Source organism: Deltaproteobacteria bacterium (assembly GCA_019310525.1).
Lineage (GTDB): Bacteria > Desulfobacterota > DSM-4660 > Desulfatiglandales > HGW-15 > JAFDEE01.
Window position 1 is genome coordinate 22,504 of record JAFDEE010000028.1, and the last position, 16,187, is coordinate 38,690.

Annotated in this window: 14 protein-coding genes; all 14 read left to right on the plus strand. The window is 56.1% G+C overall.

Features of this window, described 5'->3' with window-relative positions; genetic code table 11:
* The first annotated feature begins 214 nt into the window (after positions 1–214).
* Positions 215–415 (plus strand): hypothetical protein, encoded by a 201-nt coding sequence (locus tag JRF57_06955; GenBank protein MBW2303438.1) that lies wholly within the window; start codon positions 215–217, stop codon positions 413–415.
* Positions 416–588: 173 nt separating this feature from the next.
* Positions 589–2,745 (plus strand): glutamine--tRNA ligase/YqeY domain fusion protein, encoded by a 2,157-nt coding sequence (locus JRF57_06960; protein MBW2303439.1) that lies wholly within the window; start codon positions 589–591, stop codon positions 2,743–2,745.
* 322 nt (positions 2,746–3,067) lie between these two features.
* A complete protein-coding gene (locus tag JRF57_06965) occupies positions 3,068–3,811 on the plus strand; it encodes a FadR family transcriptional regulator (GenBank protein MBW2303440.1) in 744 nt (247 codons plus the stop codon).
* A 213-nt stretch (positions 3,812–4,024) separates the two neighbouring features.
* A complete protein-coding gene (locus JRF57_06970; protein ID MBW2303441.1) occupies positions 4,025–4,264 on the plus strand; it encodes a ferredoxin family protein in 240 nt (79 codons plus the stop codon).
* A 53-nt stretch (positions 4,265–4,317) separates the two neighbouring features.
* The gene (locus tag JRF57_06975; GenBank protein ID MBW2303442.1) at positions 4,318–6,093 is read left to right on the plus strand and encodes an FAD-dependent oxidoreductase; all 1,776 of its coding nucleotides are present in this window, start codon (positions 4,318–4,320) and stop codon (positions 6,091–6,093) included.
* Positions 6,094–6,155: 62 nt separating this feature from the next.
* Entirely contained in the window at positions 6,156–8,096 is a 1,941-nt protein-coding gene (locus tag JRF57_06980) for an FAD-dependent oxidoreductase (protein MBW2303443.1), read from the plus strand.
* 80 nt (positions 8,097–8,176) lie between these two features.
* Positions 8,177–8,479: a ferredoxin family protein gene (locus JRF57_06985; protein ID MBW2303444.1), complete on the plus strand. Its 303-nt coding sequence runs from the start codon at positions 8,177–8,179 to the stop codon at positions 8,477–8,479.
* 113 nt (positions 8,480–8,592) lie between these two features.
* Positions 8,593–10,188, plus strand: a complete 1,596-nt coding sequence (locus JRF57_06990) for an ABC transporter substrate-binding protein (protein ID MBW2303445.1) — start codon at positions 8,593–8,595, stop codon at positions 10,186–10,188.
* 104 nt (positions 10,189–10,292) lie between these two features.
* Entirely contained in the window at positions 10,293–11,234 is a 942-nt protein-coding gene (locus tag JRF57_06995; protein MBW2303446.1) for an ABC transporter permease, read from the plus strand.
* Between the two features lie 70 nt (positions 11,235–11,304).
* Positions 11,305–12,135, plus strand: coding sequence for an ABC transporter permease (locus JRF57_07000; GenBank protein MBW2303447.1), 831 nt, complete (start codon positions 11,305–11,307; stop codon positions 12,133–12,135).
* A 17-nt stretch (positions 12,136–12,152) separates the two neighbouring features.
* Positions 12,153–13,118: an ABC transporter ATP-binding protein gene (locus tag JRF57_07005; protein ID MBW2303448.1), complete on the plus strand. Its 966-nt coding sequence runs from the start codon at positions 12,153–12,155 to the stop codon at positions 13,116–13,118.
* A gap of 16 nt (positions 13,119–13,134) precedes the next feature.
* On the plus strand, positions 13,135–14,106 hold the full coding sequence (locus JRF57_07010; GenBank protein ID MBW2303449.1) for an ATP-binding cassette domain-containing protein: 972 nt from the start codon (positions 13,135–13,137) through the stop codon (positions 14,104–14,106).
* A 30-nt stretch (positions 14,107–14,136) separates the two neighbouring features.
* Entirely contained in the window at positions 14,137–15,435 is a 1,299-nt protein-coding gene (locus JRF57_07015; GenBank protein ID MBW2303450.1) for a reductive dehalogenase, read from the plus strand.
* A gap of 111 nt (positions 15,436–15,546) precedes the next feature.
* Positions 15,547–16,149, plus strand: coding sequence for a formylmethanofuran dehydrogenase subunit E family protein (locus JRF57_07020; GenBank protein ID MBW2303451.1), 603 nt, complete (start codon positions 15,547–15,549; stop codon positions 16,147–16,149).
* The last annotated feature ends 38 nt before the right edge of the window (positions 16,150–16,187 follow it).

The window sequence follows — 16,187 nt, forward strand, 5'->3', positions numbered from 1 at the left end:
AAAGATCCCATGCCCCTTTTCCGGCTATGGGGGCATTTCTCACCTTGCAAATTCTCATGAAGGGCCTGTTTGTTTTTGTTTGATCATTCAATCACTTTTTGCAACCATTGAAAAAGGGAAGGCGTTTTCCCAATTGGTCTCCGATTTTCCAAGCCTCGGATAGTATTTCGTTTCGCCTTCATTTCCAAAACCTTTGAGGGAAGGGAGGTGTGCCATGGCAAGGACGGAGGAATGCCGGAATTTCCTGGTGGAAGGGAAATGCGATTCCTGGATAATCGCCCGGTTCAAAAACAACGAATTTATCACGGGCCGGGACCGCATGGGATTTTCGGATGCCGACATAACGGAGGAGATCTGCCTGAATTGCCCTAATTTCAAAATGAATATCCGCCCCATGAGGATGAACGATCAGTAAGGTATCCGTGTACAGGCGGACAAAAAAAGGGCCCTTATGGCCTTTCGGCGGCCGGTGCGGCCTGTGTGGGGTGCGCACCCCCCGGGGGCGCTTTTCGCCCCTGGCAAGGGACACTGGGTGTCGGTCAGAGGGGCTTTGAAGGGGAAATCCCCTGGCGACCAACGCCTGTTTCCATGGAACCGCGGAGGTCTTCAGTGAGGGTTTTAAAGGAAGGAGGACGCAATCTCAAGGTGAGCGACAAGAGCCAAGCACATCCACAGAATTTCATCCGCGCTATCGTTGAAGAAGACCTCGAGAAAGGCACTTGGGGGGGGCGGGTCCATACCCGTTTCCCACCCGAACCCAACGGATATCTCCACATCGGTCACGCCAAGTCCATTTGCCTGAACTTCGGACTTGCCGAGGATTACGGGGGGCTTTGCAACCTTCGGTTCGATGACACCAACCCCGCCAAGGAAGAGATGGAGTACGTGGAGTCCATCAAGGAGGACGTCCGTTGGTTGGGCTTTGATTGGGGGGATCGTGAGTACTATGCCTCGGACTACTTCGAGCGGCTCTTTGAGTATGCTTTGCAGCTCATTAGGAAAGGGAAGGCCTATGTCTGCGATCTGAGCCCCGAACAGATCAGGGAATACCGGGGCACATTGACGGAACCGGGCAGGGAGAGTCCTTACCGGAACCGGTCCGTGGAGGAAAACCTCGACCTTTTCCAGCGCATGAGGGCGGGGGAATTCCCCGATGGATCCCGCACCCTGAGGGCCAAGATCGACATGGCCTCTCCGAATCTCAATATGCGGGATCCCGTCATGTACCGCATCCTGCATGCCGAGCACCACAGGACCGGGAGGAAGTGGTGTATCTATCCCACCTATGATTGGACCCATGGACAATCGGATTCCATCGAGGGGATTACCCACTCTCTTTGTACCCTCGAGTTCGAGGACCACCGTCCGCTGTACAACTGGTTTCTCGAGGCCCTGGAGATTTACCATCCCCGGCAGATCGAATTCGCCCGGCTCAACCTCAGCCACACGGTGATGAGCAAGCGGAAGCTTTTGGAGCTGGTAAAAGAGGGCCATGTGCGGGGATGGGACGATCCAAGGATGCCTACCCTATGCGGCCTCAGGCGCCGGGGGTATACGCCCGAGTCGATTCGGAACTTCTGTGAGCGGATCGGGGTGGCCAAGCGGGAGAGCGTGGTGGATATCGCCTTCCTGGAGCATTGCCTCCGCGAAGACCTCAACAAGAGGGCCCAACGGGTCATGGCGGTTTTGCGACCCTTGAAGGTCATTATCGACAATTATCCCGAAGGCCGGGTGGAAGAACTGGAGGCGGTGAACAACCCTGAAGACCCGGGAATGGGAACCCGAAAGGTCCCCTTCTCCAGGGTCCTTTACATCGAGCGGGAGGATTTCATGGAAGATCCTCCGAAAAAATTCTACCGCCTGGCCCCCGGGCGGGAAGTACGCCTTCGGTATGCCTATTTCATCAAGTGTGTCGAGGTTGTGAAAGACGGGGATACCGGCGAGATTCGAGAGATCCATTGTACCTATGACCCTGAGACCCGTGGAGGAAATGCCCCGGACGGCCGGAAGGTCAAGGCCACCTTGCACTGGGTATCGGCGGAGCATGCCTTGGAGGCGGAAGTCAGGTTGTACGATCACCTTTTCTTGAAGGCCAATCCGGGGGAAGAAGAAGGAAAGGATTTCAAGGACGATCTGAATCCCCATTCCCTGGAGGTCCTCCCCCGTTGTTTCCTGGAGCCTAGCCTCAAGGATGCCCGGCCCGGTATATCTTACCAGTTCGAAAGGTTGGGTTACTTCTGCGTGGATTCCAAGGACTCAACGAGAGAGAAACCCGTCTTTAATCGAACGGTTACCTTACGGGACACCTGGGCCAAGATCAGAAAGAGGGGAGCGGAGGCCGCGGGAAAGGAAGTGCCCCCGGAACCATCGGGGAAAGATAAAAAGGCGGGAAAGAAGGAACCGGCACCCTTAAAGGAAGAGATCACCATAGAGGAATTCTCCCGGATGGATCTCAGGGTGGGAATCATTCGGGAGGCCGAAGAGGTGGAGGGGGCGCGAAAACTCCTCCGGCTGCAGGTGGATCTCGGTGAAGGCCGCACGCGCCAGATCCTTTCAGGAATCCGGTCGGCCTATCCTGACCCGGGTAGACTGGTGGGCAAACGGGTCATCGTGGTAGCCAACCTGAAACCCCGGAAGATGAGGTTTGGAATTTCAGAAGGAATGATCCTTTCGGGCGGGGACGGGGACAGGCTCTGCGTAACCACCTTCGACGGCGATCCCTTGCCGGGGGACCCGGTGACCTAGAAAATCATCGAACAGCGGCTATCTTTTCATCCCCAACAGGATAGGTTGCCAAACGGGGCGCACCTTAAGATGCGCCCCGTTCCTTTTGGTTCTCCATTATGAGGAGACCAAGGGAGCTGCCCAGGGTTCCCGGAAGGAATGCCTGTTCCCTGCCGTGTTGTCCGGAAGGCGGGGCTGGAGGGAATGGGGATTTTTTACTTGACAATGATAATGACCTATTATATCAGTCAATTAAAAGGTCATACCATTCGATATTCAACTCGATAACAGGGCGATGCCATCCATAAGTAAGTGATTTCATGGATGGGAATGAGGTAGTAACATGCATAATGAGGTCTTGTTTTCACCTTACACACCGACCCGGGCCTTCGAAGAAGTGGCCGAGCAGATCAGAGAGGTCATCCTGGCCGGAAAGCTTTCGCCCGGGGACCGTCTTCCCTCGGAACGATCTCTTGCAGAACAGTTCCAGGTAGGCCGCCTGACCATCCGGGAGGCCCTTCGCACACTCGAAATCACAGGATTTGTCGAAATCAGAAAAGGGAGCGGTGGCGGGGCCTTCGTGGCCTCCGGCAATCTGGAAGCCGTGGCGTCCATCATCAAGGACAACCTCATTTTGGAAGGGCTCACCAGCGATCAGATCACCGAGGCCCGACTGGCCCTTGAATGCGCGGCCGTGGAGGCCGCCGTCCGCCATGCCACTGAAGAGGACCTGGAGCGCATCGCCCGGCATATCGAAGAGGCTGAAAAAACCCTGAAGGCCCCGGAGAAGGAGGGCGAAAGCGTTCCGCGAATGATCAGGTTCCATCAACTCATCGCCCGGGCTTCCCATAACCTGCCCTTCATCCTGTTCATCCATGCCATTCTGGAATGGGCTCGAAGCAGGCCCATCCTGGCCTCGTGGGTGCCTTCCGAAAATGAAAGAAAGTTTGTTTTAAACTCCTACAAACGGATATTCCGGGCTGTCAGGAACCGGGATGCGGACTCGGCCCGGCGTTTCATGAAGGAACACGTCTTGGCCATGGGAGAATTACTCCGGGAACCCCGCGAAAAGGCCGAGGACGCTTAATTTCCCAATCTGGGAATGGGAGAAAATCCCTCGCCTTAAGGCGAAGACTTTAGTTGGATCGTTTTTTTGCGTAGGGTTCAACAAGGATTCAAGGGGTTCAGGGTTCGAGTGGGAAATCGGGATTTAAGGAAAGATGATTTTCTCTTGACCCCTTGGCCTCTAAAGCTATCGGCTTCAGTCGATAGTGGTTTAATTTCAAAGGGAGATCAGGCCATGGCATTTTGTCACATATACTTCAATGAGAGTGTATGCGACGGTTGTGGGGTATGCGTGGAAGTCTGCATGAGCGACGTCTTCGCCCCCAACCCCGAGAAGGGGAAACCCCCGCTTGTTCGTTATCCGGAGGAGTGTTGGTTTTGTGGCTGTTGCATTACGGACTGTCCCCATGGAGATGAAGGCGCCATCAAGATCATCACCCCATTCCCCATGCGGGGCTCTTTTAAAAGATCATGAGTGGGGGGAGGGTTGCCCTTCCATGTAAGAGGGGCCTGTGAGGAGGAAGCACAATGTATAGACTTCGTATCGTCCCCATCGAGACGGACGTTCTGATCATCGGGGGAGGCCTCGCCGGGTGCATGGCGGCCATTCGGGCCGCGGATCAGGGAGGGATCGCCGTGACCCTGGTGGACAAATCCAACACACGGAGAAGCGGGTGCGCAGCATCGGGAATCGATCACGTGTGGGCCTATATCCCGCCCATTCACGAGAAGATGGGATATACGATCGACGACATGGCGGAGGATCACCGGGTAGGAACGGCCTATGGATTCTTCCGGAGGGATCTTTTCGACCTTGTGGCGGGCACCATGTACGAGCGGGTGCTGGACCTGGAGCGCTTCGGAATCAGGTTCAGGTATGAGGACAGCAAGGTCCCGGGAGGGTTCCGGATCGTTCCCCAGTTCCACAGTGTTCCGACATCCTTCAACTTCGACGGCGGTCCATTGAAGCCCGTTCTCACCAGGGAGGCCAAAAAACGAGGGGTGAGAATCATCAACCGCGTGCAGATGACCGACCTGCTCACCAATGACGGGCGGATTGCCGGGGCCGTGGGCGTGAACGTGCGAAACGCGGACATCTACTTTTTCAGGGCCAAGGCGGTGGTGCTTTCAAGCGGCCGTTCCAACCGCTTGAGCCGGAATATCAACGGGTGCGAGTTTAATACCCGCATGCCGGGACCTTTCAGTGGGGACGGAACCTCCATGGCTGTCCGTGCCGGGCTTCCCATAATCAATATCGAATTCTTGAGCAATATCCTCGGGCTCGGGCCCTGCGGCTTCTACAATCCCAATTACGGGGACCCGAGGAACACCGTTCAGCCCGCTGCCCGGATCGTGGACTGGAAGGGCAACGTTATCGTACCCAGAACCCAAGGTTACGACTGGGGAAACCTTGGAAAGGAAAAGTGGAGTGAAGCGGTAAGAGAGGCATGGCTGGAGGACCGGAAGATGTGGAGACAGGGAAGGGCGGCCCTGGTGAAACGCCTCAAAGGGGGTGAAGGCCCTTTTTATCTGGATTTCAGTGAGGGCACGGACGAGGAGATCGCCTACATCGAGTGGTCCATTTCCCATGAGGGTAAGGGAACCCAGTTCCTCAGGTATTTCAAGGGGGAGGAGGGACTGGATTTAAAGAAGAACAGCCAGGAATACGTGGGACTCTGGCCCAGGGAGATTTCGGGGACGGCCGCAAAGGGAATCTGGGTGGACAAGGATCTCGAAACGGAGATCCGGAATCTCTTTGCCGCCGGGGACGAGGTCGGGGGGCTTCCCTGGCAGGCCTCTCCGGGCGCTTTTACACAGGGTTGGCATGCGGGGGGCGTGGCCGCCGGGAGGGCCGCTGCCCGGAAACACCTTCTTCCGGTCAAGGATGACTTGGTGGAGGCCCGCAGGCATATGTGCGAGGAGATTCTGAATCGAAAAGAGGGCTTCCACTGGCGGGAGGTGGAGATCGGGGTGCAGAACCTCATGGACTTTTACTGCGGGGACATCCGGAGCGAAGGGTTGCTGCTGAGGGGGATCGAGAGGCTCGAGGATGCCAAGGCCGCTCCCCTTAAAGCAGAAAATCCCCATGAACTGGGGAGATGCCTGGACGTAAAATCCATAATCGACAACGCGGAACTGGTCCTTCGCTCATCTCTTGAAAGGAGGGAGAGCCGTCCCGGACCACTTGGATTTGTTCGGGCGGACTATCCCGAGCAAGACGACAAAAACTGGCTGGCCTTTCTATCCATCCGCAAGAGAGAGGACGGGACCTTCGAGTTCAAGAGATTGCCCGTTGATCATTGATTCTCCCACAGCGGGAGGGCAGGAATCCGAATGATTCCTGGATGTGGGGAAGGGAAAATTCCATGAACTGGAGACAATACGTAAAGAAATACGGATTGATTGAGTGGCCGTATCCCGTAAGGTATGGAGAAGAGAGGGAGATCGAGGCCGACGTGCTGGTGTTGGGCGGTGGTATTGCAGGATGCTGGGCGGCCATCAGCGCCGCACGAAAAGGCCTGAAGGTCGTATTGGTCGAAAAGGGGGCAACGGTAAAGAGTGGTTCAGGGGGGTCGGGTTGCGATCATTGGCTCAATACCCCCCACCCGGGCACCGATGTGACGGCCGAAGAGATCGTGGGCTGGGAACTGGAAATGACGGAGGGGTATTGCAACGCTCTTTCGCGCTACATTGCGGCCCGGGAGAGCTACGAGACCCTTTTGGAAATGGAACAGATGGGAGGCGTCATCCGGGACCTCAAGGATGAATTCAAGGGGGCCCCTTTCCGGGACGAAAAAACAAAATTTCTCTTCGCCTATGATTACAAATCTCGGATTCACTTCCGGGTCAGGGGAAGCACCTTTAAGGTGGCGCTTCATAAGGAATGCAAGCGTTTGGGGGTGAAAATTCTGGACCGGGTGATGGCCACGGGCCTCCTGACCGAAGGAGGCAGGAACGGGGCCCGGGTGGTGGGGGCCACGGGACTTCATTGCAGGACCGGGGAGTTTTTCATCTTCAAGGCAAGGGCGGTGGTCAACGGCCTTTCCCGCCACCAGAGGAACTGGTGTTTTTCAACAGAGATCCGGGGAAACGCCAATTTTCGTCCCACCCAGATCGTGGGGGACGGTCATGCCATGAGCTGGCGGGCCGGAGCGGAATTCACCATGATGGAGAAGTCCCTGCCCACCTCCTTTGCCAGCGGCAATGTCTTTCAACCCTATAGTCATGGAAACGGGATCAATACCTGGGTACCCTGCACCATGGTGGATGCCAACGGAAAAGAGATCCCCTGGGTGGACCGGGATGGACGCATCCTTAAAACCGTGGAAGAGCGCTGCATGCCCGCGCCCGGGCAAAGGTTCATGGGGGAGAGAACACAGGGTTATACCCACAAGCGCCCGGAATTGATTCCGGACCTGGAGGAGCGCATAAGGAAGGGTGAATATACCTTGCCGCTTTACGCCGACCTGACCGGGATGCCGGAGCACGAGCGGAGGGTGATCTGGGGGCTCATGGTGGGTGAGGAGGGCAAGACCCGGGTTCCAGTGTATATTTATTACAATGAAGCAGGGTTTGATCCTGCCAGGGACCTGCTTCAGAGCTACATGTTCCTCGGCGGAGACCCCATGAGGGGGAGTGTTCGGCCTCAGGACCGAACGGGAGGAGAGATTGGAGACGCCGGGGGGCTGGTGACCGATTGGAACCTGATGACCAACTTGGAAGGGTATTTTGCGGCGGGAGACGCCTTGTTCGCCGCCAACTACCACTACCACGCCGCCGCTACGGGCCGGTATGCGGGGCGAAAGGCGGCGGAATACGCCGAGAAGACCAAGTTCTCCCCCATCGACCGCAAACAGGTGGCACGGGAGAGGCGATGGGTATACCGTCCCCTGGAAAACCGCGATGAACTCGAATGGAAGGAGTTGAACGCAGCGGCTTGCCGGATCATGCAGAACTACTGCGGTGAGTACAAGAACGAGGAACTGCTGAAGCTCGCTTTGATCTCTCTTCGTGAACTTCAAGAACAGGATGCGCCCCGGGTCTGTGTGGACAATCCCCACAAGTTGATGAGAACCCTTGAGGTATATAATATCCTGACTTGTAACGAGATGATCGTCCATGCCTCAATGGCGAGAAAGGCAAGCAGTCAGATCCTGGGTTTCACCCGGCTGGACTACCCGGAGCTTGATCCTCCTGAATGGAAGAAGTGGATCCTGCTTCGAAACGAGGAAGGCAGCATCAAGACCAGGGATTTGCCCTTGGATTTTTGGAAGCCGTTGAAGGAAAACTACGAAAAGAACAGGTGAGTGACGGGACGTAGAAGAAGAACGAGATTCTATTATGACGATCATATGACCCTAAAAAACAGCCTGAAAAAGGGATTCCAATGAGTGAGGAAAAAATCTATGCGTTTCCAAACGGCTGTACGCCCGGGAACCCGGTTACATTCGATCCGGAAATATGCAACGGGTGCAACCTGTGTGTCGACGCCTGCCAGGTGGATGTGTTGATTCCAAATCCCGTGAAGGGAAAACCACCGCTGGTCCTTTTTCCTGAAGAGTGCTGGTACGCAGGGTGTTGCGAAGGGATATGCCCGAGGCCGGGAGCAATCCAGATTCACTTGCCCCTACCCCAGAGAGTCCGCTGGAAACGGAAAGACACGGGGGAGCATTTCCGCGTCTCCCGGTGATTTCTTCCTGGAGTTTCCTCCAGGCGTAAGGAGGAAGGCCTGTATCAGGTCTTTGGAAAGGTCATGGTGCCCATGGCCCTGAAGATTCACCCACATTAAAGGAGGAGGGAATCATGAGGGGACGAAAAGACGGATTTTGGTTCGGGGTTGTTTGTATCCTTGTTTGTTTCATCCTGTTTCCCCCGGCAGCCCACGCCGGGCCGAAATATGGGGGAACCCTGCGTATCGCGGTGAGGATCCCTCAGTACAATCGCCTTGATGGGCTTCAACTCACCACGGAGGGCATGGTGCCCAGCGCGACCATGATCTATGAAGGTTTATACGTGCCGGGCAGAAAAGGGGGTGCTTTCCCTGTACCGGCCCTTGCCACCGGGTACGAAACCAAGGACAACAAGGTCTGGATTTTTCACTTGAGAAAAGGGGTGAAGTTCCATAACGGCCGGGAGATGACGGCGGAGGACGTCAAGGCCAACTTTGACTGGCGGATCAAGACCCCGAAGGGCTGGAAACCGGTCAAATACCGCCAGCAACTCAGCTGCCTTGAGAAGGTCGAAGTTCTCGACAGGTATACCGTGAAGGTCACCCTGTCAAGGCCCTTTTCACCCTTGATCGGTGTGTTCACCTGGGCCATGCGTGCAATCGTACCGCCGGAGGAAGTAGAGAAATGGGGAAAAGAGTTCACCTTGCATCCATGCGGGACCGGCCCTTACAAAATCCAGGAGATCAAGCCGAAAGAAAAGGTGGTTCTCGTCAGGAATGAAGAATACTGGGGGCCCAAGCCTTACATCGACAGGGTGGAGTATTATTTCATGCGATCCAACGACGCGCGCATGGTGGCCCTTGAAAAGGGTGAGGTGGATTTCGCCATGCTCTATGACCAGAGTCGGCCGGTGCTTAAAAAGAATCCAAAAATCCAGTGGGAGCCCGTCATCCAGAGCATGGCGATTCACAAACTCTATTTCAACATGCGGCGCTGGCCCATGAGTGACGTTCGGTTCCGGAAGGCCGTGTGGATGGGAGCGGATTGGAAAAATATCGTGATCAACGCCTTTCCTTTCAAGTCCGGAAAGCCTCTCCGCTCTCTTCTCGACTACACACCCTACTTCAGCCCCGAGGCCGAAAAATACATGCTCTCTTATAACCCGAAAGAGGCGAAGAGACTGATCAAGGAGGTGGAAAAGGATGCAGGAAAAAAGATTCCTCCCATCTATTACCTTGATTCCAGCGCAACGACCATGAAAAGCATAGGGGAAATGGCCAAGATGCAATTGGCCCAGGTCGGAGTACCCCTTAACCTGCAGTTGATGTCCCATGCCATCTGGTTCGACAAGCTGTTGCGGGATCCAAAGATGGAATGGGATATGGGAGGATACGGTCAGGGATTCAGCCGATCGCCGACGGTGGGGCTTGGGACGTTTCGTTCCAACGCAGGGGAGGCCCCGGACGGTAAATCCATCGGGGGGTATGCCAACCCGAAATTTGACGCCCTTGTGACAAAGGCCGAGAGGAGCATGAGCCTGGAAGAACGAAAAAAGATCTGGACTGAAATGGAGAAGATCCTCTTAAAAGACGCAGTGTGTGTCCCACTATTCCCCTTTCACGTGATCCATGCATGGCACAAGGACCGGGTCAAGGGAGTCATCAATACGGATACCGGGAGCGTGAACGTGACCACTTGTTGGGGTGCCAATATGTGGCTTGAGGAATAACTTTTTGCCCCGGGGGGAGGATGATCTCATCCTCCCCCTTTAGGAATGGAAAAGGGACCACATAAGTCAGCAACGCAGAACCTCAAGACAGGACGAAAAAGAGCATGACGAGGTATATTCTCGGCCGGGTTCTTCAGATGATTCCGGTGCTTTTTGGGGTCATTCTGGCGGTTTTTTCCCTTACCCATATTCTTCCCGGGGATCCCGTTCTCTTGATGCTCGATGTTCAGTATACCCGGGAAGAATACGATGAAATGAAGTCCTACCTGGGCCTGGACAAACCCATTCCCGTCCAATTCGTGCAGTATCTGAAGGGGGTCCTTTCCGGCGATCTGGGAAGGTCGATTCATTCCGAGGAACCGGTAGCCAGGATGGTCCTTCGACGCTTTCCTGCGACCTTCATTCTCTCGATCTCGGCCCTCTTGATTTCCGCGGTGATCGCTATCCCTATAGGGCTCTTTTCCGCCCTCCGCAGGAACACCAAGGTTGATTACGCCTCAATGGTGGGGGCACAGCTGGGCATATCCATGCCCATCTTCTGGCTGGGCCTCATGATGATTCTCCTCTTCAGCCTAAAACTGGACCTTTTGCCTCCCGGGGGCAGGGGGGAGCCGCCGGACCTGGCCCATCTCATCCTGCCGGCCCTTTGCCTGTCCACCCCCTTCATGGCCATGACGGCGAGGCTGACCCGCTCCTGCATGCTGGAGGTGCTGCGGGAGAATTACATCGTATCGGCCCGGTCAAGGGGATTCGGGGAGAGCCGGATCATTCTGAAACATGCCTTGAGAAACGCCATGATTCCCGTGGTGACGAACCTGGGGCTCCAGTTGAGCCGAATGCTGGGCGGAGCGCTGGTCACCGAGGTCATCTTTCGGTGGCCGGGAATCGGGGGGCTTGCTTATGATTCCATCATGGAACGGGATTATCCCGTGGTCATGGGGGTCGTGCTTCTCGGGGCCATGGTATTCATTCTCATAAATCTCTTGGTGGATATTTCCTATTCTTTCCTGGACCCCAGAATTCGTTACGAAAAGGTGCGTTCCTAGGTGATGAACCGGGAAGAACAGGTGTCAAGTCCCGGTTAAGGAAGGGGAAAAGAAACACGGAGATGTTGTCTTGAAGGAGATCCTTCGAAGATTCAGGAGACATCGGTTGGCCGTTGTGGGTGCCGGTGTGGTGTCTGTTCTCATTTTGGTGGCCGTCTTTGCTCCATTACTGGCACCCCAGGATCCCGATTACATGGACCTGGGAAGCATTCTGAATCCACCCTCCCGGCATCACTTTTTGGGAACGGATCACCTGGGCCGCGATCTCCTGAGCAGGTTGATTTATGGAACCCGCGTGTCCTTGATCGTTGGCCTTGGATCCGTGGGATTCGCAATCGTGGTGGGGGGGCTCTGCGGTCTTTTGGCGGGTTATTTCGGGGGCCTTATCGATGTTGTGATCATGCGGCTCCTGGATATTATCTGGGCCTTCCCGCCCATTCTCCTGGCCCTGGCCTTTGTGGCGGTCCGGGGGGCCAGCCTCACGGGTGTTATTTTGGCCATCGGTCTGGTCGGGATACCCGGATACGCCCGAATTGTGAGATCCTCTGTGTTGAGCGTGAAGGAGAAAGATTTCGTCCTGGCGGCCAGGGCCTCGGGGATCAGCGATATGAGCATCCTCTTGACCCATGTGCTTCCGAACGTGGCGGCCCCCCTGATCGTTGTGGCCAGCCTGGGGGCCGCAACCGCGATCATGCTTGAGTCCATCTTGAGTTTCCTGGGGTTGGGTCTTCAACCTCCAGCAAGCTCCTGGGGGTTGATGATCAGTGAGGGCCAGAAGTACCTCAGGACTCATCCATACTATTCTCTTTTCCCCGGGATGGCGATCATGATCCTTGTTTTCGCCTTGAATGTCCTGGGAGACGGGTTACGGGACGCCTGGGATCCAAAATTGAAGAACTGATCCGAAGGATTGGGGTCATGGGAGCGGATATCCTGGAGGCGAGAAATCTTAAGACCTTTTTTTCCCTTCCCGAAGGAGTCCTGCGGGCGGTCGACGGGGTGTCTTTCCGTATCCGTGAAGGTGAGAGCCTGGGCCTGGTCGGCGAGTCCGGATGCGGTAAGTCGGTCACGGCTCTGAGCCTCATGCGACTGGTCCCTGACCCGCCCGGAAAGATCCTGGAAGGAGAGATCTTTTTCAAGGGATCGGATCTCATGAAACTCCCGGAAAGAGAGATGCGGAAGATCCGGGGAAGCCGAATTTCCATGGTCTTCCAGGAGCCCGCTACCTCCATGAACCCTTCCTATACCATTGGGAACCAAATGAAGGAGGTCATTCGTTTCCACCAGGGGGGAAAGGGATCCCGGGTTGAGGAAAAGGCCCTGGAGGTCCTCCGTGATGTTCAGATCCCGGATCCAAGGCGGGTTTTGTCCCAGTATCCCCACGAGTTGTCGGGTGGAATGCTTCAAAGGGTCATGATCGCCATGGCCCTTTCCTGTGAACCCGTCCTGATGATCTGTGACGAGCCTACCACCGCCCTGGACGTCTCCACTCAGGCCCAGATTATTCAACTCCTGGGGGACCTGAGGGAGCGCCGGAGAATGTCTCTTCTCTTCATCACCCACGACCTGGGGGTCTTGTCTTGGGTTTGTACGTCCGCCGCGGTCATGTATGCGGGAAAGATAGTGGAGCACGGGGCCATTAACCAGGTGTTGAAGGATCCGATCCATCCCTATACCCGGGCCCTGATCGGGGCCACCCCCAGGATGGACAGAGATATGGACAGGCTGAAGGTCATTTCGGGGACGGTTCCAAATCTTGTTGACTTGCCACCGGGATGCACTTTTTGGCCTCGATGCCCCCTGTCGAGAAAGGCGTGTCGGGAGGAGGCACCGGTATTGAATGACAGGGGAGACGGCCACCATGCCGCCTGCCATTTTTGCTAGGAGGATGCAGTAGCTGATGGGTGCGGTGGATCCCCGGCCCCTGTTGGAAGTCCGGGAACTCAAAAAGTATTTTTACATCAAGAAGGGTTTTAAGCGGCCCAAAATCCTGAAGGCGGTGGACGGGATCAGTCTCCGGCTGGATGAGGGGGAGGTCCTCGGAGTGGTGGGTGAGAGTGGATGCGGGAAGAGTACGCTGGGCCGAACTGTTCTCCGTCTCCTTCCTCCCACTTCGGGGACGATTTTGTTCGAGGGCACCCCCATACTGGAACTAAAGGGAAGGGATCTCAGGAGACTGCGGAGCAGGATGCAGATCATCTTTCAAGATCCTTACTCTTCCCTCAATCCCCGGTTGACAGTGCGCCGAATGCTGGATCAGATCCTTCGTTCCCACGGGGTGATGGACCCGGAAGAGCGCCGTGTCCGGAGTCTTGAGACCCTTGTGAGGGTAGGGCTTCAACCCATCCATCTGGACAGATATCCTCACGAGTTCTCAGGCGGCCAGAGGCAGCGGATCGCCATCGCCAGGGCCATGATCTTGAACCCGGACTTCATCGTCGCGGATGAACCATCGAGCGCCCTGGATATGTCGATCCAGGCCCAGATCCTGAACCTTATGAAGGCGCTGCGGGAGGAGTATCATATCTCTTACCTTTTCATCACCCATAATCTGGCCGCCGCACGTTTTCTGTGCGATCGGATTGCAGTGATGTATCTGGGGAAGATAGTCGAGGAAGCCGGGCACGACGAGTTTTACGGCAACCCCCGGCATCCATACACAAAGGCGCTTCTCTCCCTCTGCCCGGTTCCGGATCCTGATCAGGTGGCCCGTGCCGTTCCCCTGAGGGGAGAGGTGCCCTCCCCCATTGATCCTCCCGGAGGGTGTCGTTTTCACCCACGTTGCCCCGAGGCGATGGCTGTTTGCAGGGAAGAAGAACCCCGCCTAAAAGAGTTGACAGCAGGCCACCTGGTTGCTTGCCACAAAGCATGATCAGGGGGGAGCCGTGGCATAGGGGATGGATTGGACAAAGGACCGCGGGACGGCTGGATGGCCGAGGAGGAGAACGAAGTGAAAAAACTGTCACTTGCTGAATGGGAAGCGAAATACATTGTAGAAAAGCTCGAACAGTTTGACCAAAAACATACCATGTTCGAACGTCCGGGATGGGATCCTGACATCCATGGCGCGGTCGAGAGTTGGGCTATTCGGGGAACGGTGAGCCGGAAACCGGGCTACCGGCTGGAAGAATGGGCGCTCCACTGGGCAAGCCGGCGTGGAACCCTGATGAATTTTTTCAATACCTCAAAGCCTGCCAGTGGAAAAGAAGCAAAGCTGTTGGCCAAGGGTTTGGCCGGCCTTGAGACCACCCTTCTCGCCACCGCCTCCCAGGGACCTCCCCCTGGGGCGGAGCTCACGAGTCAGGATCCGGAGGAACTTTCCAGGACGATCAAGAAAGCGGCGCTCTGGTTCGGCGCCGATATGGTGGGTATCTGCCGTCTGGATCGGCGTTTCCTTTACTCCCATGTTTACGATGCCATGCCTTATATGGGCAAGGGGTCGGATGAGCTGGTAAGGGGCGATTCCGTGCCCCAGGAGATCCCTGAGTCCTATCAGTGGGCCGTTGTGATGGGGTTTGAACAGGACTACGATCTCATATCCCGTTACCCGACCTTCTGGTCCAATGCCGCTTCCAGCATGGGATACAGCCGCCTTACAATTACCAATCATTATCTCTCCACCTTTATTCGAAATCTGGGATTCCAGGCCATTGATTGCGCCATCAACGACGTGGCCCTCTCTATCCCCTTGGCAATGCTGGCCGGTCTTGGAGACCTCGGGCGAAACGGGTTGCTGATCACTCCGGCATACGGGCCGAGGGTCAGAATCAGCCAGGTGCTTACGGACATGCCCCTCGTGGCTGATCAACCCATCGATTTCGGGGTGACCGAATTTTGCGAGGCCTGCGAGATCTGCGCCGAGAAATGCCCGTCCCAGTCCATCCTGTACGGAGATCGTACGGCGGAACCCAATAATATATCCAACGCTGCCGGGGCCTTGAAGTGGCCCATCAATGCCGAGACATGCCGAATGTACTGGGGCAAGATCAATCAGGGATGCACGGCATGTATGGCCGCGTGCCCTTTCAACAAGTTAGACACTCCTTTTCACAGGATGGTGCGGTGGTTTGTGGACCACGCCCGGTGGGGTGATCGCTTCTACGTTTGGATGGATAAGATAATGGGCTATGGCAGGCCACGGCCGGTCGATCATTTTTGGGATGAATGGAAGCCCGGCCGGAGGAAGGGCCTTTTCCGTTGACGGAGAGGAAAGGGGCGGGCCAAGCTGGGGGCGGCCGGGTAAGCCACATGCCAAGCGGGGGTGAATACTTGCCGGCCGTGAGGGGACGTTTTGGAAAGGAATTTCATGGGGATGGGAGACAAGGAGGATCGGCGATTCGGTCCCTATGGTTTTGATGAATTTCTCCGGGTTGCAGAGGAGTTTCACGGGGCGGTCGCCCCGGGCCTGATCCTGGGGGGGTACATGGTGGAAATGGCCAAGAGCCAGATCCCGGATGGGGTCCTCTATGACGCCATCTCGGAGACGGCTTCCTGTCTTCCCGATGCTATCCAGCTTCTCACCCCCTGCACCATCGGGAATGGATGGTTGAAGGTCATCGATCTGGGGCTCTATGCCCTCTCTCTCTTTGACAAGTACACGGGAGAAGGGATCCGTGTGTCCCTTGATCAGGGGAAGCTCGCTCCTTACGGGGAAATCAGGGCCTGGTATTTCAAGCTCAAGGAAAAGCGGGACCAAGATCTCCGCTTGATCGTGGAGGAGATCCGAAAGGCGGGTGAGAAAATACTGGCTGTGAGGAAGATCCGTGTAAGCCCTGGAATACTGGGAAAGACCGGCAAGGGGGAGATCGGCGTATGCCCGGCCTGCCAGGAAGGGTATCCGGTCAAGCATGGAGCCACCTGCCTCTCCTGCCAGGGTGGAAGCCCATATGTGCCCCGGGGACGAGACCCTGCCTGACAGATATCCTGAGAAACTTCTTATAGACAACGCGGCCC